The sequence below is a fragment of the Halobacillus ihumii genome (assembly GCF_902726645.1).
In the GTDB taxonomy this organism is placed as follows: domain Bacteria; phylum Bacillota; class Bacilli; order Bacillales; family Halobacillaceae; genus Halobacillus_A; species Halobacillus_A ihumii.
In genome coordinates, this window is the sequence record NZ_CACVAO010000001.1 from 3,707,105 (window position 1) to 3,727,856 (window position 20,752).

Consider the following 20,752-nt stretch of genomic DNA (forward strand, 5'->3'; position numbering starts at 1 on the left):
TGGGAAGTGAGCCTGACCCCCTTGGAAGCCGATCTACTGTGTACTCTTAATTATAACATGAAATTCTGAAAATTCCTTTCCATTTCTGTACGGCAGCAATGTGAAAACAGAATAGTGGGAATTCTCACCTCGCGAATGATACTATGAGTGGAAAAGAGTTAGAGGAGGCATTCTTATTATGAATGTGTTAGTACAAGGAGCTGGAGCTTTAGGGGGTTATTTTGGCGGAAGAATGTTGGAGGCGGGATTGGATGTTTCATTCTTTCTGAGAGAAAAACGTGCTGCACAATTACGAAAAGAAGGATTAAAAATAAACAGCCCTGAAGGGAATTTCGAAACAGCAGATGTAACGATTTATACATCTGTGGAAGAAGTCAAAAACATAGACCTGGTGATCCTCGCTGTAAAAGGGTATCATCTTGATCAAGTTATCCCGCAAGTAACAGCGATTGTACGTCAGACTGGTGCCTTCGTGCTGCCATTGTTGAATGGTGTGGAACAGTTAGACAGACTTCAGGAAGCGGTTGGCAGCGAGAAGGTATTAGGTGGATTTGCTTCGATTATGGCCACGTTAAATGAACAGGGCCATGTCGTTCATACAAGCGGAAATAGTGCGGTCAAATTTGGGGCTCTCCATGACGGTCAAGTAGAGATATGTGAGCAATTAGAAGAAGTTAACCGCCTCGTCAATACGAATTTGTTAAGAGAAGAAGATATTAAGAAGCATATGTGGAAGAAGTACATATTTATTACGTCGTTTTCCGGAATTACGTCTGCGATGCAATTGCCGGCAGGTTTTGTGGTTGACAATGACGCATCATTCACTACGGCTAGAAGGGTAGTTTATGAGATGAAATTGCTGGCTGAAATGGAAGGCGTTGCTATTACGGATCAAGAAGTGGAGCACATGGCTGACAAGTTAAAGCGTTTCCCGAAAGAAGCGACATCTTCCATGCACCAGGATATGAGAAAAGGGCTTCCTTTAGAAGTTGAACATTTACATGGAGGCGCGTTCCGTTTAGCTGAGAAGCATGGGGTGACGATCCCTGTTATCGAAACGCTATATGGCATATTAAAACCGTATGAAAATGGAAAAATCGATGGACAGGTATAATGTCATTATTCTAATAAAGCATGCATTCTGAAGTAAGGGTGTATGCTTTTTTCGTGAATTCCTAATTCGTTTCCGGATTACAAGTGCGGCTCCCGGTTTATCATGAAAGAGATCACCTACATAGAACACTTCTTTTTGGAAAAGGTAATAGTAATAGCTTTACCAATTGGAGGTTACTATCGTGGGAGAAGGAAAAAACATACAGCTGACTTCAGCAGAGATTACCCAGCTTTGGACAGCTTACATGAATGATACTGCATTAATGTGCAATTTTGAATATTTTTTGGCAAAAGTGGAGGATAAGGAAGTTCAATCACTTCTCCATCAGGCATTAGATATTGTCCGAAGCAATGTGAAAACACTAACGGGCATTTTTAACCAAGAAGATTATCCGCTACCATATGGATTCAATTTGGAGGAGGATGTCGATGTATCGGCTCCCCGATTGTTTTCTGACACATACTTGCTGAATTACCTTCATGAGGGAGGTCAGGTTGTCTTACAAGCCTATAGCATCATGTTATCTACATCCGTCAGGTCAGATATTTTCAGTTATTTTAAAGAACGTGTGGGGGTCATAACTGAATTCCTTGGGCAAGTAAAGGTACTTTTACTAACCAAGGGACTTTATATCCGATCCCCGTACCTCCCAACGCCTGAAACTTATGATTTTGTTGAAGACCAAAGTTTCCTCACTGGTTACTTTGGAGAGAGAAGACCATTGGTAGGTACAGAAATGTTAAACCTTTACACTAATTTTCAAAGGAACGCGTTAGGCGTAGCTACGATGATTGGATTCAGCCAGGTTGCAAAATCAAAAGAGGTGAGAAAATTCCTCGTCAGGGGTAAAGAAATAGCTGCCAAACATTGTGAAGTATTTGGCTCAAAAATGCGCGAAGATGATATCCCTATGCCTATGACATGGGAGACAGAGGTTACAGACTCCATTACTTACACGTTTTCTGATAAGTTAATGATGTTTTATTCCACGGCTTTAATTGGCTTGAGTGTAGGTTATTATGGTACTGCAATGGCCATGAGCCCGAGAAGGGATTTAGGGGTCATGTACACCAGGTTAATAGCCGAAATCCTAAAATATGCGGAGGACGGAGCTAAGATCATGATAAAAAATGGCTGGATGGAGGAACCGCCAAGAGCCTTAGACCGTGATGAATTAGCTAATAAAAAAAACAACTAGTTTACAGACATTCTTTGATAAGCTGACGTTCACCTTGAATGAGGTGAGCGTTATTTTTATATAATTGGAATACTACTACCTGAGAACAATTAGTTAGGATACAGCTATCTGAATCACCTATGTGGATATGCTATAATGAACAAAAACGGAAAAGGAAGATATCTAATGGACGATCATCTAACTATTCGGGGGCAAGCTCTTAATGAGTTAAGGGAGTTAGTCGTTGATCATTTTTCTTCAGAACAGGTTCGCGTCTATTTATTCGGTTCATGGGCTCGGCAGGAGGAAAAGCAAAGTTCAGATATTGATATTGCTATCGATTCTGTAATTCCTTTAGATGGATCAAAATGGAATCAGTTGATAGATGTAATAGAAAATTCTACGATTATAGGGTAGATGTTGTAGATTTACGACTTGCAAATTCAAAGCTTGTTCAAACAGTAAGAGAGGAGGGGATCTTATGGAAAGATTACGCCGCCGGTTAGAATCTGCAGAGAAAGCACTGTCTTCACTTGAAAAATTGGTTGTACTTGAAAAGCTGACTGAGGTAGAGCGGGATGCGGCCATTCAACGTTTTGAGTTTTCCTTCGAAGCTTGTTGGAAAGCAGGTAGACAGTATTTATATGATATCGAAGGGCTGGATATCGGATCCCCTAAGAGTGTCATCCGGAGCAGCAGGGAAGTAAATCTATTCAGTGATGAGGAAACGGTAACGGCATTGAACATGGTGAATGAAGAAGCAGCTGTAAATTGCAGGTTTGGGTGGAAAGCGAAGTATATTTTCGTAGCGGGCTATAATCACCAATTATAGTTTCTGCTTACTTTTCATAAAAACACTTTTTGTATCTCCTGATACGCTCTTATAAAGATAAAAAAAGCAGCCTTAAAAAGCTGCTTTTTATCATATTATCTCAAGTTTGGATTTTCACTTTTAGCTTCTTTAAGCTTGGATTTACGATATCCACCAGCAATATCCGCTTGCTTAAATTCTTTCGCATAGTTTACTTCTTGAGCGTCTGATGGCTCGTTTCCTGCAACAGGCTGATACTGTATTTTTCTTCCCATAGTATTCATCCTTTCTAGTATATCTCGTTACATAAATATTTTCCCCGATATGTTAAAGACTAAACATATGCCAACAAATTCATTTATAATCAGCCGGAGGCAGGGGCTGTGTTCTTGGCAGGGAGAGTCTGCTGTTTTGCATGTATCTTTTACATAGTCGAGTGCTCGAAGTCAGATTTCTTTTCTTCCTGAGTAGAGTTTGACATAATGATTCTGCATTAAGGAATGAGGAGGATATCAATTGAGTTCTAATACAGATACAACTGAACCACTATTTCAATCATTTACGAGTGAAAAAATAACCCTGCCAAATCGCACGGTAATGGCGCCGATGACCAGAGGTTTTTCACCCAATGGAGTTCCAGGAGAGGATGTGGCAGCCTATTACCGCCGCAGAGCTGAAAATGGGGTTGGGTTAATCGTCACAGAAGGAACGGGGGTTAACCATCCGGCTTCAGTTTCAGGTGCCAGTATCCCGTTATTTCATGGAGAAGAATCACTGAATGGATGGGCAAATGTAGTTAAGGAAGTTCATGAGGCTGGCGGGAAAATTGTACCGCAACTCTGGCATGTGGGCATGACTCGTAAAAAAGGAGATCTGCCGAACGAGGAGGCGAATCCTGTTGGACCATCAGGACTGAGTCTGGATGGGGAAAAGGTTACAGAGCCGATGACTGAAGCAGAAGTAGAAGAGATGGTGAATGCTTATGCTCAAGCGGCTGCTGATGCTAAACGCCTGGGATTTGACGGGATTGAACTCCACGGTGCGCATGGCTATTTAATTGATCAATTTTTCTGGAAACAAACCAATCAGCGAACGGACCGATATGGTGGGGACCTTGTCGGAAGAACTCAATTTGCGGTTGAGGTGATCGAAGCTTGCCGCCGTGAAGTCGGACCTGATTTCCCGATTATCTTTCGGTTTTCTCAATGGAAAATGAATGATTATAAGGCCAAACTTGCTGAAACATCGGATGAATTGGAGCAGTTCCTTACACCTTTAGTAGAAGCGGGCGTCGATCTTTTCCACTGTTCAACCCGCCGTTTCTGGGAGCCGGAGTTTGAGGGATCAGAATTGAATTTGGCTGGGTGGACGAAGAAGTTGTCAGGTAAGCCGGTAATTTCTGTAGGATCAGTCGGACTTGATGGAGAATTCACAAGCTTTTCTGGAGCTGAGACCACTAGTTTGGATGGTCTGATGGAAAAACTTGATCAGAGTGAGTTTGATTTAGTAGCCATTGGACGCTCACTATTAATGGATCCAGAGTGGGTGAGGAAAGTTCGTGATGGCAAAGAAGATGAACTAGCACCTTTTGATAAAGCTGCTCTTAAACAGTTATATTAATTGTCCTGTATCTCCTTATATTTAGAAAAGAAGGTGTTTTACCAGTAAAATTTACTGGTGAAACACCTTTTTTGTCTGTAAATTCTATTTCAGCTTTGCCTTGCGAACTTTGATAAATCCAGCAATTAGGTCCAAGAGTAAACCAAAAACGAGGAAAATCACCGTCCAGAATGTAAGCTGTTCCCAGATTTGGCGGACTACATCATAGCCTTCACTTCCTTTTGTAATCAAACCATATTGCATCAGTTCATTCATGAAAGTTGGATTCCAAATTTGCGATTTTGTAATTATGAAGAGAATCAGGGCGATGACGATGAAGTTAACTATTGCAGTAAACGTAACAAGTTTGTATGTCCATTTTTCATAAACTAACTTCAAGCATTCTTTTACAATACCGGCTCCAAAAATAATGAACGCTAAGATGAAGAGGGAGCCGTAATGGGCTTCGTTTAAAAATGGAACGACCCCTGCTAATTCGTTATTTTGAAATATCCAGATGCCAAAGTATTCAGTGGAGAAGGTCAGCATGATAATGAGCAGTACATAAATGACAATTCCAGTAATCGGTTCGCTTCGTTTAATCTGCCGCTTCTCTTCAGGCACTGGTGGAAGGGATGATGGTTTCCATCCTTTTTCTAACTCCAGCTTTTCCATCCTGCCGTCACTAAAATACCCTGCCAGTGCAAAGCCAAAGGTGGTCCAGCCAAAAACCATTGGGAAAACCACCGTAAAGAAGGAAACGATGTAGCTGACAAAATAGTCAAGAATATTCACTGGATTGAGAATTACTTGGATGACGAAAACGAAGCTATTTACAGCAATTGTTGAAATCAATGCTATTTTCAGCACCAATATATACAAGTCATAAAGCTCCGGACCGATGACATACTTTTTTGAGTCCCTGTATTTTCGCGCTAAACTCCTCGGGTGGCCCAGTTCTACTAACACACTTTCTACGTCTTGCTCGATTACTTCCCCGTCCTGCACACGCTCATCCAGCATATCCTCAATCAAACCGCGAAGTTCATCCGCCACGTCCTTTCGTTGTGATTCCGGAAGCCGCTTACTAACCGCGTAAACATATCGGTTAATGATCTCCATTTTCTTCTCCTCTTTCCTTTATTAAATATTCCATACTTGTGACCATGTTTTGCCACTCCACGAGCAGTAAATCCAAGACTTCCTTCCCGAGTTCACTTAACAGGTAATACTTTCTAGGCCGAGTCTCATTCGTATCCCATTTGCTTTCCAAGAGCCCTTGCTTCTCAAGTCGTCTTAACAGAGGATATAAGGTTCCAGGTACAACAGAAATCCCTTTTTCTTTTAACGTTGTAACAAGAGAATATCCATATTGCGCCTGGTGGAGCTGGCTTAGAGCTCCAATTGTAATGGTTCCTCGTCTTAATTCCTGCATTAATTTATCAAGATGTTTGTGTGCTTCGCTCATTTGATCAGCTCCTGAAATTATTATACTGTATGTCATACACTATTGTAAATAGACCATTATTGTTCATTGCTTTTTATTTTGTTTGGCATTTCATCGTTACAGCTCAGAGACTTTATAGATGATAGTCTGTTTGAAACAGATTTCTATCAATTTTTTATATAAATGAAACTAGTATATATTTCCTTTTAAGTGGCAAGAGTGTTACAAACAGCAATTAAAACCATTTGCGGGAGGTAGAAAGATGGCAGAACGTTCGACTATGTCTCGTCGCCGGTTCATTAAAAACACCAGCTATGCAGCTGGAGGTGCTATCGGCGGCGGGTTTATCGGTACACTTATAGGTAGAAATCTTTTAGATGATAATCAAGAGGTTAAGAAAGATTCAAAGACTGAGTCACTTCCTGATTTCAATCACGCACTCATGCATTTTACAAACCAAAAAGAATTTCAACTACTCAGCGCAGCAACGGAAAGAATTTTCCCTGAGGATGATAATGGTCCAGGTGCCATTAAACTGGGTGTTCCGTTTTTTATCGACCATCAGTTGGCCGGGTCTTACGGTCACAATGATCGAGAGTATATGCGCGGTCCATTTTTTCCTGGATCTGACTTTCAGGGTTATCAAACTCGGCTTAAGCGCCATGAAGTATTCGATGTTGGGATTAAGGCGATTGAGAAAGAAAGTAATAAAGAATTCGATGCAGCTTTTGTAGATCTTGAAGGAAAACAGCAGGATCAAATTTTGCAAAAGTTTCAGGATGGCGATGTCAAATTAAAAGGGGTTACGGCAACGACCTTTTTTGAATTGCTGCGTTCCGCAACGCTAGAAGGGGCGTATTCAGACCCGCTTTATGGAGGAAACGGCAACATGAAGGGCTGGATGATGAAGGAATTTCCAGGCAACTATATGAGCTACCTTAATGAAATTGGCAAAGAAGAATTTATTAAAAAAGAGCCTCGAGCGTTGAGAGCACATATCAAATCATAAAGGAATGGAGGAATATATGTGGCGACAACATTAGATAAAGTGGAAGTAGTGACAGTAGGAGTGGGATGGACAGGCGGTATTATTGCGGCAGAACTCGCCAAGCAAGGTGTCAAAGTAGTTGGTCTTGAACGAGGAAAAGAGAGGACTACAGAAGATTTTCAACACATTCACGATGAGTACCGTTATGCGATCCGTTATGAATTGATGCAGGATTTATCAAGAGAAACGATTACATTTAGGAATAACAGAGATCATCGCGCCCTGCCGATGCGTCAGCTCGGTTCCTTCCTGCTTGGCGAAGGACTTGGCGGGGCAGGCATTCACTGGAACGGGCAGACATGGCGTTTTTTACCTTATGACCTTGAAATTAAGTCTATGACCGAGAAGAAATATGGGGCTAATAAACTTGGCAGCGATTATAACATTCAAGATTGGGGCATCACCTACGAAGAGCTCGAGCCCTATTTTTATAAATTCGAGCAAACGGCGGGGATAAGCGGAGAAGAAAATGAGTTCAGTGCACCAAGAAATAATCCTTATCCGAACCCTCCGATGAAGGAAACTCCGATTACGAAGCGGTTTAAAGATGCTGCCAAAAAGTTAAAGCTCAGTCCTTTTCATATGCCGTCGGGGAATATGTCCCAAACGTATGAGAATCCAGATGGGCAAACCATTGCTCAATGTCAGTACTGTGGGTTTTGTGAACGGTTTGGCTGTGAATACGGAGCCAAGTCTTCCCCAATCGTGACAGTGATCCCGACTGCCAAACAAACCGGCAATTTCGAATTACGGACACATGCGAATGTAACTGAGGTCATCTATGACGGTGATAAGGCGACAGGGGTAAAATATATTGATTTGCAAACAGGGGAAGAATTTATTCAGCCTGCTGACATCGTCGTGCTGACAAGCTATGTGATGAACAATTCCCGTTTGTTGTTAAACTCCGGCATTGGCCGTCCTTACGATCCGGAGTCCCGGACAGGAGTGATTGGACGAAATTACTGCTATCAAATCCTGCCTGGTGCAACAGCCTTTTTTGAAAATGAGAAATTTAACACCTATATGGGAGCGGGGTCGCTCGGGGCTACGGTTGATAATTATAATGGTGATAACTTTGATCACGCCAATGTAAACTTTATCCATGGCGGGTCGATTTCAACGACCCAGACAGGACAGCGTCCGATCAACAATAATACTGTTCCTAAAGATATACCGAACTGGGGTCAACAGTTCAAATCCGAGTCAATTAAATACTATCACCGCAACTTATCTATTGGTGCACAGGGTGCTTCCATGCCCCATCGCGACAATTACTTGAGCCTGGATCCGGATTACAAAGATATTTTTGGAGATCCGCTTCTTCGCTTAACCTATGATTTTACGGAACAAGATCGAAATCTGCACAATTATCTCACTGAAAAATGTGTAGAGATTGGAAAAGAAATGGGTGCAGATAGAGTTGAACCGAGAGAAATCAGCGACCATTATAGTATTGTCCCTTATCAAACTACTCATAATACGGGCGGTGTCATCATGGGAGGCGATCCTGAAACATCCGCGGTCAATAATTATTTGCAAATGTGGGATGTTGACAACCTATTTGTAGTTGGCGCGTCAGCATTTGCTCATAACGGCGGCTACAACCCTACGGGGACGGTTGGTGCTCTGGCGTACCGGGCAGCTGATGGGATTAGTAAATATCTTCAAAACAAAGGCCAATTGGTCAAGGCAGCACAAAACAGCGAACATGTCTAAATGAATGTATGCATGATGAGAGCAAGACTTTTCAGAGCCAGAATGTACTTGTAGCACACGTTCAACCTGCTTAAGTCTTCTGGCTCCATACTATAGTAAAAAGGAGCGGTCACGATGGGTTTTGCAAATATAGGCATACCAGGTTTGATTATTATTCTAGTTGTTACTTTGATTATTTTCGGACCTAAAAAACTACCTGAAATCGGTTCGGCATTTGGCCAGACATTATCAGAGTTCAAAAAATCAGCAAACAGCCTGATGAATGATGAGGAACATGATCAGAAGAAAAAGGATGGCATCTCTGAAGATGGGAAAAAAGATCATTCATCTTAATTGTCTAGGAGGAATCGATCATGCAAGAAGCACACTTAGAGAAACAAGCAGTGGAGGAAGATGAACAGACACTGGTCGAACATATTACCGACCTGAGAAAAGCGATAATTGGTTCGTTGATCTTCTTTGCTGTCTGTTTTGTTGCTATTCTAGTTTCCATTAACTATGTCATTCCAATCGTTACAGACGGAAACGAACTAGTGATGCTGGGCCCACTTGATGTGGTAAGGTTTTATACAGGAATAGCGGGAAGCCTTAGTCTTGGCTTCTCAGCTCCATTTATAGGGTACCAAGCTTGGAAATTCGTTAAACCGGCGATGACGACGAAAGAAAGCAAAACAGCTTTGTCGTTTATCCCAGGTATTTTAATTAGTTTTTTAACGGGGATCGCTTTTGGTTTTTTTATCGTGTTTCCGACTGTCTATGGGTTTCTTATGGGCATTGGAGATCAAAATTTTGAGATGATGATTACAGCTAAAGAATATTTTTCTTTTATGCTGATGACAACGCTGCCGCTTGGTTTTCTATTTGAGGTACCGCTTTTACTTATGTTTCTGACAGCCATTGGAATCGTAAACCCTAGTCAATTGAGGGGGATGAGGAAGTATGGGTATCTCGTGATGGCGATTGTTTCCGCCCTGATTACACCACCTGATTTACTTTCTCAACTCATAGTACTTATTCCTTTAATTGTGTTATATGAGCTGGGAATAATGCTTTCGAATGTAGTGTATCAGCGTAAGTGGGAAAAGAATGAGCAATAGGCCCTGCACGACGCAGGGTAGTTCGACGTTGGCACAGGACGTGCCGTTCCTAGTCGAACTTCCTTTTTAGCCTCCTCGTGCATATAACCGCTACGAAAATATACTGCGCTTTCCGCGGGCGGCTGTTGAGCCTTCTTGTGCTGACGCGCTGCGAGGTCTCACCTAGGCCTTTCCTCCCGCAGGAGTCTCCGTATATTTTCTTCGCTTAAACAGCACTTCGTTAGTCTATTTACTTAAGAAATTTAATTATGTCTCAGTCTCATTTAGCTTGTAGAGCTTCTCTACAAGCTTTTTTATGTAATCGTACATAAACTGATTTAAATGATTGCTTTAAAATGGAAATTTAATCAGAATATGGGGTTGGTTGATCCACACGAAGAAGCAAGTGGAACGAAGTGTGTATCAACGGCGGACCCTGATGGTATTATCTATGTGAATACAGTAAACCCAAAAATTGGGCATATTAGACTTTCCCGACAGCCTGAACATGTCATGGTGGGGGAGTTCTTTTTTACAATAATATAGATCCGTGAATTTTTCACCATATCGCTTTCCAAGGATTCCTTATAATGTGGGATGATAGACTCCTGCTCAAAATCGAATCGCTAGGCGATATGCTCTTGTCAAAATCGCGTATAACCTTCATATTTAAGAGAGAAGGAGGTTCGACATGCGACACGATATCAAACCTAATGAACGAGCTTTCACTACTAAAGAGGTGGCAGAAGAACTAAACATCGCAACCCCGACTGTTCGAAAGTATGGACAGATTTTAGAACGAAATGGTTATGAGTTTTTTAAAGATGGGCATCGACGTATATTCGTGCGTTCTGATATTGAATCGCTTATAGCGTTACGCGATACGGACAGGCCGGCTGACGATACAGCCAAAGACCTTGCTGACCTGCAAAAAGAAAGGTTGGAAGGGACTGATGATACACAGGTAGCGGTATCCGATACATATGACAATTCTCTCCAGGATCCTCATCAATTAAAAGAGTTCTTACTGTTTATATCTAATGAACTTGCAGCCTCACGCGAAATGAATGTGCAGCTTTCGAAGGATATATCCGAACTGCAAACAACAGTTTCCCGACTGCGCCAGGACCATCATGCCATCAGTTCAGGAGTCGGAAATTCCACACAAAAGATGAATATGAAAATAGAGAAAATGATGGAACAGCAGCAGACCCAATATGAAACACTGCTGCAAGAGGAGCAGGAAAAGAACGAATCCTTGAAAAATGAACTGCAAACCATCCGCAATGAACAGAAAGAAGTTTGGCGTTCACAACAGAATTTTAATAAACGTATAGAAGAGTCGGTAAATAAACCTAAAGGCAAATGGGATTGGCTGTTCTCCTTATTCGGCAAATAAATGAACTCAAATTGGGACGCCCCGCCGCTGGCATCAATCTTTACACTTGAATCATATTTTTGAATTCAAGTGTTTTTTTGTTTGACGTTTAAGGCCCCGACAAGAATACAGCCATGCTGGAGTTATCTTGCATAGTATAGTAAAAAAGTATAAGTGGTGAGAAAATATGTGTGATCAACCGTCCTCTTGTCATCAGCCTGTATATGGCTCTCTCTATGGATTATCTAGTAATTTTCTTACACCAGTGAACCATAAACCGATTGAATTTGTTACGGCTGGCCCTACTTCTGGAATGGATGCTGATCCCGTAACCAACTCGATAACCGTCAATAGTCCTGGTATTTATGAAGTCGAGTTTTCCTTAACGAATAGTGTATCTAATTCAGCAGGCACATTCCTTCGTTACAGCATCGTCATTAATGAAAATATTCAATTCATCGGGAGTCTATACTTCTCCAATAGTACAACAGCTACCAACTTTTATAACGGTTCGAAAAAAATGTTATTGAATTTAAATAGTAATGATATCATTACTGTTGTACCAAATGGCATTGTTGGAAACAATCAATATTTAAACCCAGAGTTAATTGTAAAGAAAATCATTTAATTGCCCCTAACCCACACGAGGCTGGGACTAAAGTGTTTTTATCAAATGAAAATCCGACCTAATTAAAAAACTAAAATTGGTGCAGATAACCCTCTACGAAAATATACTTCGCTTTCCGCGGGCGGCTGTTGAGCCTTCTTGTGCTGACGCACTGCGAGGTCTCATCTAGGCCTTTTCTCCCGCAGGAGTCTCCGTATATTTTCTTCGCTAAAACAGCACTTCGTTCGTCTTTTTATTCAAGAGATTTAGTTATGTCCCAGCCTCGTGATTTTTTTAGTTCCCTGACAGTGATCTATCAATATTTGACAAATTCAGTTGTGTAGTAAACAGAAAGTTTCGAGTATAATTGAATCAAAAGTCACACAAAAGGGGATGACCATGTGGAAGCTTTAGAAACCACCTATCCAGATAAGAAAAAGATGAAACGGTGGAAAAGGGTCAGCCTGATTATTGGAATGATCGTCTTGATCCTAATAGTCAGCATATTGATTTTTGTAAACGGTTACATAAACCGAAGTCTTCCTGAGATTTCCGGGGAAATAAATATCGAAGGGCTCCATGAAAGTGTCAGTGTGACAAGAGATGAACATGGGGTGCCGCATATTAACGCCAGCAATGCCCATGATTTGTTTATGGCGCAAGGGTTTGTGCAGGCACAGGATCGATTGTTTCAAATGGAGCTCTCGAGAAGGCAAGCTTCAGGGACGTTAAGTGAAGTGATTGGAGAGGCTACTATTGAGCAGGATAAGTATTTCAGAACATTGGGACTTCGGAGAGCGGCTGAAGCTTCGCTGCCTATGTACTCAGAGGAAGCAATGCAAAGTCTTAAAGCGTTTGCTGAAGGTGTAAATGCTTATATGGAAAAAGCTATCGAGGAAAACAGTCTGCCGCCTGGGTTTGCCTTGATGGGGATTGAACCTGAACCGTGGGATCCTGTTGATTCATTAACCATTGGCAAGTACATGGCTTTTGATTTGGGTGGTCATTGGGAACGGCAAGCATTTAATTATTATTTACTGAATAAATTCCCTGAAGCAAAAGCTCTTGAATTATTTCCGACGTATCCCGATGATGCTCCAACGATTTTAAACGAAGCGGAGACGGTCAATGTAGCAGCTAGCTTTAAGGACGCCATCATACCGACAGAGTTTAATGGCAGCAACAACTGGGTGCTCAGCGGGGAACGAACGGCTTCAGGTTTTCCGCTGCTAGCTGATGATCCCCACTTAGGTCTGGCTACACCGTCGATATGGTATCAAATGCACTTACATTCACCGGAATATCAAGTGTCAGGGGTGATCTTTGCCGGAATTCCCGGGATTATCCTTGGTCATAACGAGGATATCGCCTGGGGCGTGACGAATGTCGGTCCTGATGTGCAGCAGCTTTATATAGAAAAAAGAAATCCAATACAGCCGAATGAATTTTTGTTTGAGGGAGAATGGGAGCAAGCTAAAGTCATTTCGGAGCCTATTAAAGTAAAGGGCGAGGAAACAATCGATTATAAAGTCTTGGAGACTCGGCACGGTCCCGTAATTAGTGAATTTGCTGAGAAAAGCGGGGAAGACGTTGTGATGTCGCTGCGCTGGACGGCACTAGATCCGACTACGGAACTGGAAGCTGTATTAGAAATCAATCAGGCCAGCAATTGGAAGGAGTTTGAAGCGGGATTGGAGAAATTTCTCGCTCCTGCACAGAACTTTGTTTTTGCTTCTAAAGAAGGCACCATTGCTTATAAAGCAAATGGACGAATTCCCATTTATGAAGATGGAGATGATGCTTTGCTGCCGCTAAGAGGATGGGAGCAGGAAGACGAGTGGCAGGAGTATATCCCATTTGATGAGCTGCCAACGACTGTTAATCCTGAGAAAGGGTATATTGCGACGGCTAATAATAAAGTGGTTAGTGAGTCGTATCCTTACCATATTAGTCATAACTGGGCTCAGCCTTATCGTTATCAGCGGATCGTTGAGATGATCGAGACAAAAGAAGAACATACAATGGACAGTATGAAGGCGATGCAGCTCGACGTAAAAAACTTACAAGCTGTTGAGTTTTTGCCGTATATGGTAAAAGTGGCAGGTAACGGGGAGGATGAGGCTGAGCAGACAGCCTTAGATTTGCTGAAAAAATGGGAATATCAAGACCTCCATACTTTACCGCAGCCGCTCATTTTTCACACATGGATGGAAAACATAGAGGCCACGCTTTACAATGAAACGATTCCGAAAGACATGCAGGAACTTTTTCACGGAATGGGGCAAACGACGGATGAATTACTGAGAGAGGTAAGAAATGGCGGAAGCTCGATCTGGATTGAAGAAGCAGGCGGGATCGAACGAGCATTGCAGGAGTCTTTAAGTGTGACCATTGATGAATTATCACAGCAATTTGGTGAAAAACCAGAAGAGTGGGCGTGGGGTGAAGCTCATGCTGTCGAGTTCACCCATCCGCTTTCAAGCATTGCCATCCTGGAGCGGTTTTATAATCCTGGTGATCCTGTTCCTGTCAGCGGCAGTCGTGTGACCGTAAGAGCGGCCGGTTATAATGACAACGGGATCGTCAACCACGGTGCTTCCTGGCGTTATGTAATTGATTTAGCGAATCCGTCGGAAGCAGACCATGTGGTTGGACCAGGGCAATCCGGCCATTTCCGAAGCAAGTGGTATCACGATCAATTGCATGATTGGGTGAACGGTGGATACCATACGACAGATATGAACGATTATACGGGGGATGTTTTGAAATTAGTCCCATAAAGATATAGGAAGGTGTTCTCAAACCATGTTTGTGGACGCCTTTTTTCGATGATGAATATAAGGTAAATTATGTTAAAATGGAAAGCGGGGTGTGAACATGTCTAAGTATGAAACGGATCGTTCTACATCGTTTAACGATGCAACTGAACATAAACAAAAAATAGAAGGGTACCCAAGTGGCGGAGGCGGACGGATGCCGCTTGTAATCAGGCTGATTGGCTACTTTATCTTTGGCGGGATCTTCTTAATGTTGCTCATAGCTGTAGGTGCAGCAATTTTCCTTGAATAATCATGAAGTGCTTATTTTAATAAAAAAAGGAATGTGAATGTATGTCGGATTTTATAGTTATTTTTTTCTTAACACTGGTTAGTGTCGTTGTTATTCATTTTTTCTATTATCGACTTGTTATCAATAAGGGCAGGGTGTTCACCAAAAATAGTGTGGTTGTCTTACTTATTCAAAGCCTCGTCATTACGATACTGCTGTCCTGGATGTAAGCCTACTCCTAGTCTTCTAACCAGTCGTAATAAAGGTTCGAGCTGTCGGCCATCACTTCTTTGCGAACCGTTTGAGTAAACATTTGCTTCAATCCACCGTAAAAATATCCGAGGAAATTCTTCTTAATGGTTCCTTCTCGTTTCGCAAAAATCGCTTGCTTGAAGGTTTGATTAATCTGTTCAACATACCATTCAATCGGGTAGGTAAGATTTACATATTTGTAGGCGAGTAAGGCACTTTTCCATGCTGACAAAATTTCGCTGTGTGATAAAAATGAACGGGAAACGCTGATAAAGGAGTGTGGAATGTAAGATGGCAGAAAATCAGAATTGACTGTGGTGGTATTATTCTTCTGATCATGTTTGTTCATTACGGGCTCCGTGTCAGGTGAAGGTTTTTCGATAGGAGTCGTTTCGCGGGGTGTTTCTACTTCGAACTGTTCAGGTTCAGGGAGAGATTCGGTCTCGTCAGTAAGAAATACAAGGATGTTGACACCGCGCTTACCATTTGGCCGGGTCGTCGGAACGCGTGTAAGTAATCCTTTCTTTACTAGGCAATTAATCGCCCGAATCACTGTGCTGCGGCTTTTGTTGGTTTTGGTCTGAATGGTTTCCACTTTTGAAAAAGAAACGCCAGGGTACTTAACGGAATGGCGCCATATGTATTTTAGAATCGTCAGAGTTCCCTCTGATAAAGCTGGTTTATGATGGTACAGGAAGGCTCGGACACGAAGGTCTAATTCTTTTTTTGTCGGAAATGGTTGAAGGCTGCGGAGAGTTTCTATATTCATAGTGATCATGTCCTCTTTTCGATCGGGTTACTTCTATAATCGAATGAGAGGATAGGTTAGGTGTCGTGTTTGATATAAAAATTTTTAAAAAAATGATGTAGTAGTAGTAGTCGTTCATTATTTATTTCAAATCTTTTTTTATAATCTTTATTTCTTCTTTGTTTCCGATGCGATTATTAACCGAAAAACCGTATTGTATCAAGGGTTTCTGGAGTTCAGTGCAGTGTCATATACCGTGTCATGTGGGGTGTCAGAATTCTTAATCGTTTTTATAAAAAATTAGAATGAAGGAGGGATTACAAATTGTAGAATGGTATTTAATATCCATATTTTCAATACTGGTTATTCTTCTAAATATGGTAATCGATAAAAAATTACGAAAGAAACTGGATATTCAGAAGTCGAAATTCTTTGATCGCTATAAGAGGAAGCATCCTATTCAAACATGGGGGGAGTCTCTTCTCATGATCCTTATGGTGGCAGGGACTGGTTACTTTGGCTTCATGAAAGAGGGTTCACTAGATTCAGAAGTCTATTTTCTATTATTCTTCATAGTTTTTGGCAGTTTTCGAGCTGCAATGGAATGGATGTTTGCACGTGAAAAGAAAGAACATATTTTCACCGTCACTTCAGTTATTTCATGCTTTGCTGTCCTAGTTTTTGTGTTAAGCATTAAGATGTAATGTTCTACATAAAAAGGAGCCTGTTTGGACCGCAAACTGATCCAAACAGGCTCCGCTTTTTTTCGGCTATCGTTTATTAAATCCTTTCTTCTGCACAAGGTCTGTTACGTCCATGCGCATCGGTTTCGTAAAACGGCGGATCATTTGTTCAGACCACGTGTCTTTCCTTGTGTTCGTAGAACGAGATTGATAATAGCCGGCAATCTCTTGATCAAATGCTGCTACATCTTCTTCATAGGACGGATATTTATTTTCTGCATAAACCGCTGAAATCGGCAGGCGTGGTTTCAGCTCAGGCTTATGGTCCGGCGTTCCAATGGCCATCCCGAACAAAGGAATGACGTGCTTAGGAAGCTCAAGAATCTCATCTGTTCGTTCCAAGTTATTGCGAATACTTCCGAGGTAACACATGCCAAGCCCCATAGATTCAGCAGCAATGGCCGCGTTCTGAGCAGCGAGAGCGGCATCGATTGCTGCGACTAAGAAATGCTCACTGTTTTCCAAGTTCGCAAGAGATGCTTCGTATTGTTCACTCTCAGCCTGGGCAACTGGCCTTTTTAGGTCTGCACAAAAGATTAACAGGTGGCCATTTTGTGTTACGTGCGGATGGCCGCTAACCTCAGCCAAGGCAGCCTTCTTGTCTGGATCGGTAATCCCTATGATCGTATAAGCCATCATATAGCTTGAGGTCGAAGCTTGCTGGGCTGCTTTAATAATCGTATGGATTTGCTCGTCTGTTAATTTTTTATCGGTAAATTTACGAATGCTGCGGTGGTTTAATAACGTTTCAATGGTTTCATTCATTCGACTTCCTCCAGTAATATGTGATCATGAAAAAAGGATAACATAGGAAGTTATGAATTGCTGTATTTATGCATCTACATTGAACGATAGAGGGATTCACCACACATATGTCGAAAGAATAAAGAACATACAGTATGGGATGGTGAACTCTTTTGACAAATATTTATAATTTTGATTTTTACAAGGTGAGAAAAGAAGTAAAAGGAGTCACCAAAAAGAGGACGACGGTGTATGAGATTTACTTGTCCACCGTGAAATTTGTTCATAAGCATGGAAAAGGTTCATATCATAACAATGCGGAGTACTTGACCACTCAAACGAATATGCGAAAGTTTTTCAATGGAGATGAGTCGGCTCTGTCGCGTGTGCTTGAGGATCTTATGAATTACTGGGAAATCGGTGGAGACAATGGAGAAAAACTGATGAGGACAGCAGTGTTTGAGGAGTTTCCCACCCTCGGTCATGTATGCACCTTTATCGAAAGCAGGGTGAAAGATTCGTAAGACTACATATTATAGCCTTACAACCTCTTTTGTTTTCTTTTTGTTAATGGCACCCATGTAAAACTCAACAATTCCGATGGCAAACATAAATGGGCCAAAGCTGTGGGCGAAGAATGGACTGATTACCAGATGGAGTATGCCGGCAATGAGCAGCATTCGGTATGATTTTTGTTTGAACGCCAGATAAGCACCGAGCAAGCTGACGACAAAGACTACTAACAGAATTGGTGAAAGCCAGGCAAGTTCTTGCATCCAAGCCATATATAGCACCTCCTATTCATAAGTTAATTGAGGATAGTTTCATAATATTACCACTTGCGGGCAGCGCCTTTCAACAGCGAAAAACGTCTAGTTTTGCTAGATCATCGAAGCGATTTATTATAGAAGAAAGCGGCCAGTTTCTCATGCTTTTTATTTAGAACGGATTTGGTATAATGAGTCTAGGGAAATATGAAGAATGATGTCAAAAGACACCTTTTTTAAAAAATGAATAAGAGATTATAAGCAGAAATAAGGGGGAGAACATGAGAAGCGCACTGGTATCATTATTGATTATCTTATGCATAGGACTTGTCGGCTGTTCCGAACAGCCGAATCCAGAAACAACCTTTAAGAAGTATATGAAGGCATGGGAAAATCAAAAATATGAAAACATGTATGCATTGCTTGGTGAAGAGTCTAAGGCTCAAGTTAAAAAAGAGGATTTTGTAGAGCGTTACAAGACAATTTATGAAGGAATTCAGGCGAACAACCTCAAGGTTACATATAGTCTGCCCGAGGAAGAGGTTGAGTATAAACAAGATGAACCTGCGAACTTTGATTACAATGTGAGCATGGAAACGCTGGCCGGGTCGATCGAATTTTCCCATAAGGCCAAGCTTACCTTTGAAGAGGGGGAAGAGGCAGAGAAGTGGGGCATAAGCTGGAATCCTTCGATGATTTTTGCCGGAATGGAGAAAGGGGACGAAATCTCCGCCCAAGTGTTGAAGCCGGAACGAGGGGAGATCTTTGGTGTAAATGGTCAGGGGCTGGCTGTAAATGGCACGGTTGTGAACGTTGGACTCGTTCCTGACTGGATGGAAGAAGATGCTGAACAAATGAAGGAAAAGCTGGCTGAACTGTTGGATATCTCCGTTGAAACGATTAACGAGAAGCTAGATCAATCATGGGTTCAAACAACCTCCTTTGTTCCACTTACTTCTATTCAAAGTGATAATGAAGACCTTATTGAAAAAATAAAGCCATTGAAGGGTACGAAATTTCAAGAGAAAACCGCTCGCGTCTATCCTTTAGGAAAAGCGGCAGCTCATTTGACGGGTTATGTCGGGTCGATTTCAGCAGAGCAGCTGGAAGAGCGAAAAGGTAAAGGATATACGTCGACCAGCACGATTGGAAAAGCGGGTCTTGAACTTGTGCTTGAGGAAAAACTGCGCGGTCAAGCTGGCGGAGTTGTAGCGATCGTAGGTAGTGAGGGCAATCAACGTGAAGTGTTAGCGAAACAGGAAGCTGTTGACGGAAAAGATGTGACACTGACGATAGATGCAGAGGTGCAAAAGTCTGTGTACAATCAATTAAAAGGCAATGCTGGCTCCTCTGCAGCGATTCACCCCCAAACTGGTGAGGTGAAAGCACTTGTCAGCACACCTGCGTATGATCCTAATCAATTTATCTTAGGAATGACATCTGAACAATATTCCGAGCTACAAAATGATCCACAGAAGCCATTGACAAACCGTTTTAATAACACGTATGCCCCCGGCTCTACATTCAAGCCAATTACGGCCGCAATTGGTTTAGAGACGGAAGCCATTGATCCTGCCGAAGAGATGTCGATTCCTGATCGCTCCTTTTCTAAAGAAGGCTGGGGAGATTACTCTGTAAACCGGGTCGAGAGTGCGAACGTAGATAAGTCTGTTAATCTGCGGGATGCGTTAGTTCGTTCGGATAATATTTATTTTGCCCGCACGATTCTTGAAATTGGCGGTGAAACCTTCCTAGAAGAAGCGAAGGATTTTGGATTCTCAGAGGAGATTCCATTCACCTATCCGATTACCCCTTCGCAAATTACAGGGAAAGACGGATTTGGTAACGAAATTGAACTGGCTGACACGGGGTACGGCCAAGGAGAAGTGGAAATGAGTACACTGCATCTGGCTCTTACCTATACTCCCTTTGTGACAAATGGGATTCTGCTTGACCCCGTTCTTATGAAAGACGAGGAAGCAAGCACAGCCTGGCATGAAAATGTGGTCAGTAAAGAAACCGCTGCGATTCTTCGTAAAGACTTGAAGCAAGTCGTTAATAATCCGGAAGGCTCAGGGTATGAACCTCAAATTGAAGGGCTTAGCTTGGCAGGAAAGACAGGAACAGCAGAGCTGAAGAAATCTCAAGATGCCGAGGGACAGGAAAACGGCTGGTTTGTCGCCTGGAATACGGACGATCCTCGTTTGCTTGTTGCGATGATGATTGAAAATGTACAGAATGGCAGCCATGAGGTTGTTCCCAAAGTAAAAAATGTATTTCAAGAACAGCTGCAATAGCTGATCGGCACCTGGTTTTACTCATTTGTAAAATCAGGTGTTTTTGTTAAGAAAAAATCTGCTATAATAAAGCTATTAAACAGAAGGAGTTGATGTGTTATGACAAATCTTATTGTAAACGTCCAACCAACCATCCAAACATCAAATGGAGGGCACAGCAACTCTTAATGTCCTCCA

At 42.0% G+C, this 20,752-nt stretch carries 23 protein-coding genes; 17 read left to right on the forward strand and 6 right to left on the reverse strand.

The features are described from left to right. Positions 1–178 precede the first annotated feature (178 nt). The 4 genes from G6R08_RS18510 to G6R08_RS18525 all read left to right on the forward strand — a co-directional run bounded on the left by G6R08_RS18510 (position 179) and on the right by G6R08_RS18525 (position 3,123). A complete protein-coding gene (locus tag G6R08_RS18510) occupies positions 179–1,114 on the forward strand; it encodes a ketopantoate reductase family protein (RefSeq protein WP_163530092.1) in 936 nt (311 codons plus the stop codon). A gap of 181 nt (positions 1,115–1,295) precedes the next feature. Further along, a complete protein-coding gene (locus G6R08_RS18515) occupies positions 1,296–2,312 on the forward strand; it encodes a DUF3231 family protein (protein ID WP_163530094.1) in 1,017 nt (338 codons plus the stop codon). Positions 2,313–2,477: 165 nt separating this feature from the next. Then, positions 2,478–2,708, forward strand: a complete 231-nt coding sequence (locus tag G6R08_RS18520; RefSeq protein ID WP_163530096.1) for a nucleotidyltransferase domain-containing protein — start codon at positions 2,478–2,480, stop codon at positions 2,706–2,708. A gap of 64 nt (positions 2,709–2,772) precedes the next feature. Beyond that, entirely contained in the window at positions 2,773–3,123 is a 351-nt protein-coding gene (locus G6R08_RS18525) for a nucleotidyltransferase substrate binding protein (RefSeq protein WP_163530098.1), read from the forward strand. Between the two features lie 95 nt (positions 3,124–3,218). Here the strand turns inward: G6R08_RS18525 and G6R08_RS18530 are convergent, their stop codons facing one another. Continuing rightward, complete coding sequence (locus G6R08_RS18530) at positions 3,219–3,377, reverse strand: YfhE family protein (RefSeq protein ID WP_163530099.1); 159 nt, start codon at positions 3,375–3,377, stop codon at positions 3,219–3,221. A gap of 241 nt (positions 3,378–3,618) precedes the next feature. Here G6R08_RS18530 and G6R08_RS18535 point away from each other — a divergent pair, with 241 nt between their 5' ends. Beyond that, complete coding sequence (locus tag G6R08_RS18535) at positions 3,619–4,722, forward strand: NADH:flavin oxidoreductase (RefSeq protein ID WP_163530101.1); 1,104 nt, start codon at positions 3,619–3,621, stop codon at positions 4,720–4,722. Between the two features lie 84 nt (positions 4,723–4,806). Here G6R08_RS18535 and G6R08_RS18540 read toward each other — a convergent pair whose 3' ends face one another. Next, positions 4,807–5,823 (reverse strand): HAAS signaling domain-containing protein, encoded by a 1,017-nt coding sequence (locus G6R08_RS18540; protein WP_163530103.1) that lies wholly within the window; start codon positions 5,821–5,823, stop codon positions 4,807–4,809. Further along, complete coding sequence (locus G6R08_RS18545; protein ID WP_163530105.1) at positions 5,810–6,169, reverse strand: PadR family transcriptional regulator; 360 nt, start codon at positions 6,167–6,169, stop codon at positions 5,810–5,812. Before G6R08_RS18545 ends, G6R08_RS18540 begins: the two co-directional genes overlap by 14 nt. Before the next feature lie 241 nt (positions 6,170–6,410). On the opposite strand from G6R08_RS18545, the gene G6R08_RS18550 reads away from it, so the two are divergent. The 9 genes from G6R08_RS18550 to G6R08_RS22015 all read left to right on the forward strand — a co-directional run bounded on the left by G6R08_RS18550 (position 6,411) and on the right by G6R08_RS22015 (position 15,254). Then, on the forward strand, positions 6,411–7,157 hold the full coding sequence (locus G6R08_RS18550) for a gluconate 2-dehydrogenase subunit 3 family protein (protein WP_163530107.1): 747 nt from the start codon (positions 6,411–6,413) through the stop codon (positions 7,155–7,157). Between the two features lie 18 nt (positions 7,158–7,175). Further along, positions 7,176–8,915 (forward strand): GMC family oxidoreductase, encoded by a 1,740-nt coding sequence (locus tag G6R08_RS18555; RefSeq protein ID WP_163530109.1) that lies wholly within the window; start codon positions 7,176–7,178, stop codon positions 8,913–8,915. Positions 8,916–9,029: 114 nt separating this feature from the next. After that, the gene (gene tatA, locus G6R08_RS18560) at positions 9,030–9,248 is read left to right on the forward strand and encodes a twin-arginine translocase TatA/TatE family subunit (RefSeq protein ID WP_163530111.1); all 219 of its coding nucleotides are present in this window, start codon (positions 9,030–9,032) and stop codon (positions 9,246–9,248) included. Positions 9,249–9,268: 20 nt separating this feature from the next. Further along, the gene (gene tatC / locus G6R08_RS18565; protein WP_240339777.1) at positions 9,269–10,012 is read left to right on the forward strand and encodes a twin-arginine translocase subunit TatC; all 744 of its coding nucleotides are present in this window, start codon (positions 9,269–9,271) and stop codon (positions 10,010–10,012) included. Between the two features lie 670 nt (positions 10,013–10,682). Then, positions 10,683–11,390: a MerR family transcriptional regulator gene (locus G6R08_RS18570; protein WP_163530113.1), complete on the forward strand. Its 708-nt coding sequence runs from the start codon at positions 10,683–10,685 to the stop codon at positions 11,388–11,390. A gap of 166 nt (positions 11,391–11,556) precedes the next feature. Further along, the gene (locus G6R08_RS18575; protein ID WP_163530115.1) at positions 11,557–11,997 is read left to right on the forward strand and encodes a hypothetical protein; all 441 of its coding nucleotides are present in this window, start codon (positions 11,557–11,559) and stop codon (positions 11,995–11,997) included. A gap of 419 nt (positions 11,998–12,416) precedes the next feature. Next, entirely contained in the window at positions 12,417–14,756 is a 2,340-nt protein-coding gene (locus G6R08_RS18580) for a penicillin acylase family protein (RefSeq protein WP_163531396.1), read from the forward strand. 97 nt (positions 14,757–14,853) lie between these two features. Beyond that, positions 14,854–15,045 (forward strand): hypothetical protein, encoded by a 192-nt coding sequence (locus tag G6R08_RS18585; protein ID WP_163530117.1) that lies wholly within the window; start codon positions 14,854–14,856, stop codon positions 15,043–15,045. Positions 15,046–15,086: 41 nt separating this feature from the next. Beyond that, positions 15,087–15,254 (forward strand): hypothetical protein, encoded by a 168-nt coding sequence (locus tag G6R08_RS22015; RefSeq protein WP_205439440.1) that lies wholly within the window; start codon positions 15,087–15,089, stop codon positions 15,252–15,254. 8 nt (positions 15,255–15,262) lie between these two features. Here G6R08_RS22015 and G6R08_RS18590 read toward each other — a convergent pair whose 3' ends face one another. Then, complete coding sequence (locus G6R08_RS18590) at positions 15,263–16,045, reverse strand: helix-turn-helix domain-containing protein (RefSeq protein ID WP_163530119.1); 783 nt, start codon at positions 16,043–16,045, stop codon at positions 15,263–15,265. 356 nt (positions 16,046–16,401) lie between these two features. Here G6R08_RS18590 and G6R08_RS18595 point away from each other — a divergent pair, with 356 nt between their 5' ends. Further along, entirely contained in the window at positions 16,402–16,728 is a 327-nt protein-coding gene (locus tag G6R08_RS18595) for a DUF4181 domain-containing protein (RefSeq protein WP_163530121.1), read from the forward strand. A 66-nt stretch (positions 16,729–16,794) separates the two neighbouring features. Here G6R08_RS18595 and nfsA read toward each other — a convergent pair whose 3' ends face one another. Continuing rightward, positions 16,795–17,532 carry an oxygen-insensitive NADPH nitroreductase gene (nfsA, locus tag G6R08_RS18600; protein WP_163530123.1) on the reverse strand — a complete coding sequence of 246 codons (738 nt, stop codon included), beginning with the start codon at positions 17,530–17,532 and terminating at the stop codon, positions 16,795–16,797. Between the two features lie 152 nt (positions 17,533–17,684). Here nfsA and G6R08_RS18605 point away from each other — a divergent pair, with 152 nt between their 5' ends. Beyond that, the gene (locus G6R08_RS18605) at positions 17,685–18,035 is read left to right on the forward strand and encodes a hypothetical protein (protein WP_163530125.1); all 351 of its coding nucleotides are present in this window, start codon (positions 17,685–17,687) and stop codon (positions 18,033–18,035) included. A gap of 9 nt (positions 18,036–18,044) precedes the next feature. On the opposite strand, the gene G6R08_RS18610 is transcribed toward G6R08_RS18605, so the two are convergent. Next, on the reverse strand, positions 18,045–18,296 hold the full coding sequence (locus tag G6R08_RS18610; protein WP_163530127.1) for a hypothetical protein: 252 nt from the start codon (positions 18,294–18,296) through the stop codon (positions 18,045–18,047). A 263-nt stretch (positions 18,297–18,559) separates the two neighbouring features. On the opposite strand from G6R08_RS18610, the gene G6R08_RS18615 reads away from it, so the two are divergent. Then, complete coding sequence (locus G6R08_RS18615) at positions 18,560–20,575, forward strand: penicillin-binding transpeptidase domain-containing protein (RefSeq protein ID WP_163530129.1); 2,016 nt, start codon at positions 18,560–18,562, stop codon at positions 20,573–20,575. The last annotated feature ends 177 nt before the right edge of the window (positions 20,576–20,752 follow it).

Coding starts and splice junctions, on each gene's coding strand:
- G6R08_RS18510 (WP_163530092.1), top strand. CDS start 179: ATGAATGTGTTAGTACAAGGAGCTGGAGCTTTAGGGGGTTATTTTGGC.
- G6R08_RS18520 (WP_163530096.1), top strand. CDS start 2,478: ATGGACGATCATCTAACTATTCGGGGGCAAGCTCTTAATGAGTTAAGG.
- G6R08_RS18525 (WP_163530098.1), top strand. CDS start 2,773: ATGGAAAGATTACGCCGCCGGTTAGAATCTGCAGAGAAAGCACTGTCT.
- G6R08_RS18530 (WP_163530099.1), bottom strand. CDS start 3,377: ATGGGAAGAAAAATACAGTATCAGCCTGTTGCAGGAAACGAGCCATCA.
- G6R08_RS18540 (WP_163530103.1), bottom strand. CDS start 5,823: ATGGAGATCATTAACCGATATGTTTACGCGGTTAGTAAGCGGCTTCCG.
- G6R08_RS18545 (WP_163530105.1), bottom strand. CDS start 6,169: ATGAGCGAAGCACACAAACATCTTGATAAATTAATGCAGGAATTAAGA.
- G6R08_RS18550 (WP_163530107.1), top strand. CDS start 6,411: ATGGCAGAACGTTCGACTATGTCTCGTCGCCGGTTCATTAAAAACACC.
- tatA (WP_163530111.1), top strand. CDS start 9,030: ATGGGTTTTGCAAATATAGGCATACCAGGTTTGATTATTATTCTAGTT.
- tatC (WP_240339777.1), top strand. CDS start 9,269: ATGCAAGAAGCACACTTAGAGAAACAAGCAGTGGAGGAAGATGAACAG.
- G6R08_RS18570 (WP_163530113.1), top strand. CDS start 10,683: ATGCGACACGATATCAAACCTAATGAACGAGCTTTCACTACTAAAGAG.
- G6R08_RS18575 (WP_163530115.1), top strand. CDS start 11,557: ATGTGTGATCAACCGTCCTCTTGTCATCAGCCTGTATATGGCTCTCTC.
- G6R08_RS18580 (WP_163531396.1), top strand. CDS start 12,417: ATGAAACGGTGGAAAAGGGTCAGCCTGATTATTGGAATGATCGTCTTG.
- G6R08_RS18585 (WP_163530117.1), top strand. CDS start 14,854: ATGTCTAAGTATGAAACGGATCGTTCTACATCGTTTAACGATGCAACT.
- G6R08_RS22015 (WP_205439440.1), top strand. CDS start 15,087: ATGTCGGATTTTATAGTTATTTTTTTCTTAACACTGGTTAGTGTCGTT.
- G6R08_RS18590 (WP_163530119.1), bottom strand. CDS start 16,045: ATGAATATAGAAACTCTCCGCAGCCTTCAACCATTTCCGACAAAAAAA.
- G6R08_RS18595 (WP_163530121.1), top strand. CDS start 16,402: ATGGTAATCGATAAAAAATTACGAAAGAAACTGGATATTCAGAAGTCG.
- nfsA (WP_163530123.1), bottom strand. CDS start 17,532: ATGAATGAAACCATTGAAACGTTATTAAACCACCGCAGCATTCGTAAA.
- G6R08_RS18610 (WP_163530127.1), bottom strand. CDS start 18,296: ATGGCTTGGATGCAAGAACTTGCCTGGCTTTCACCAATTCTGTTAGTA.
- G6R08_RS18615 (WP_163530129.1), top strand. CDS start 18,560: ATGAGAAGCGCACTGGTATCATTATTGATTATCTTATGCATAGGACTT.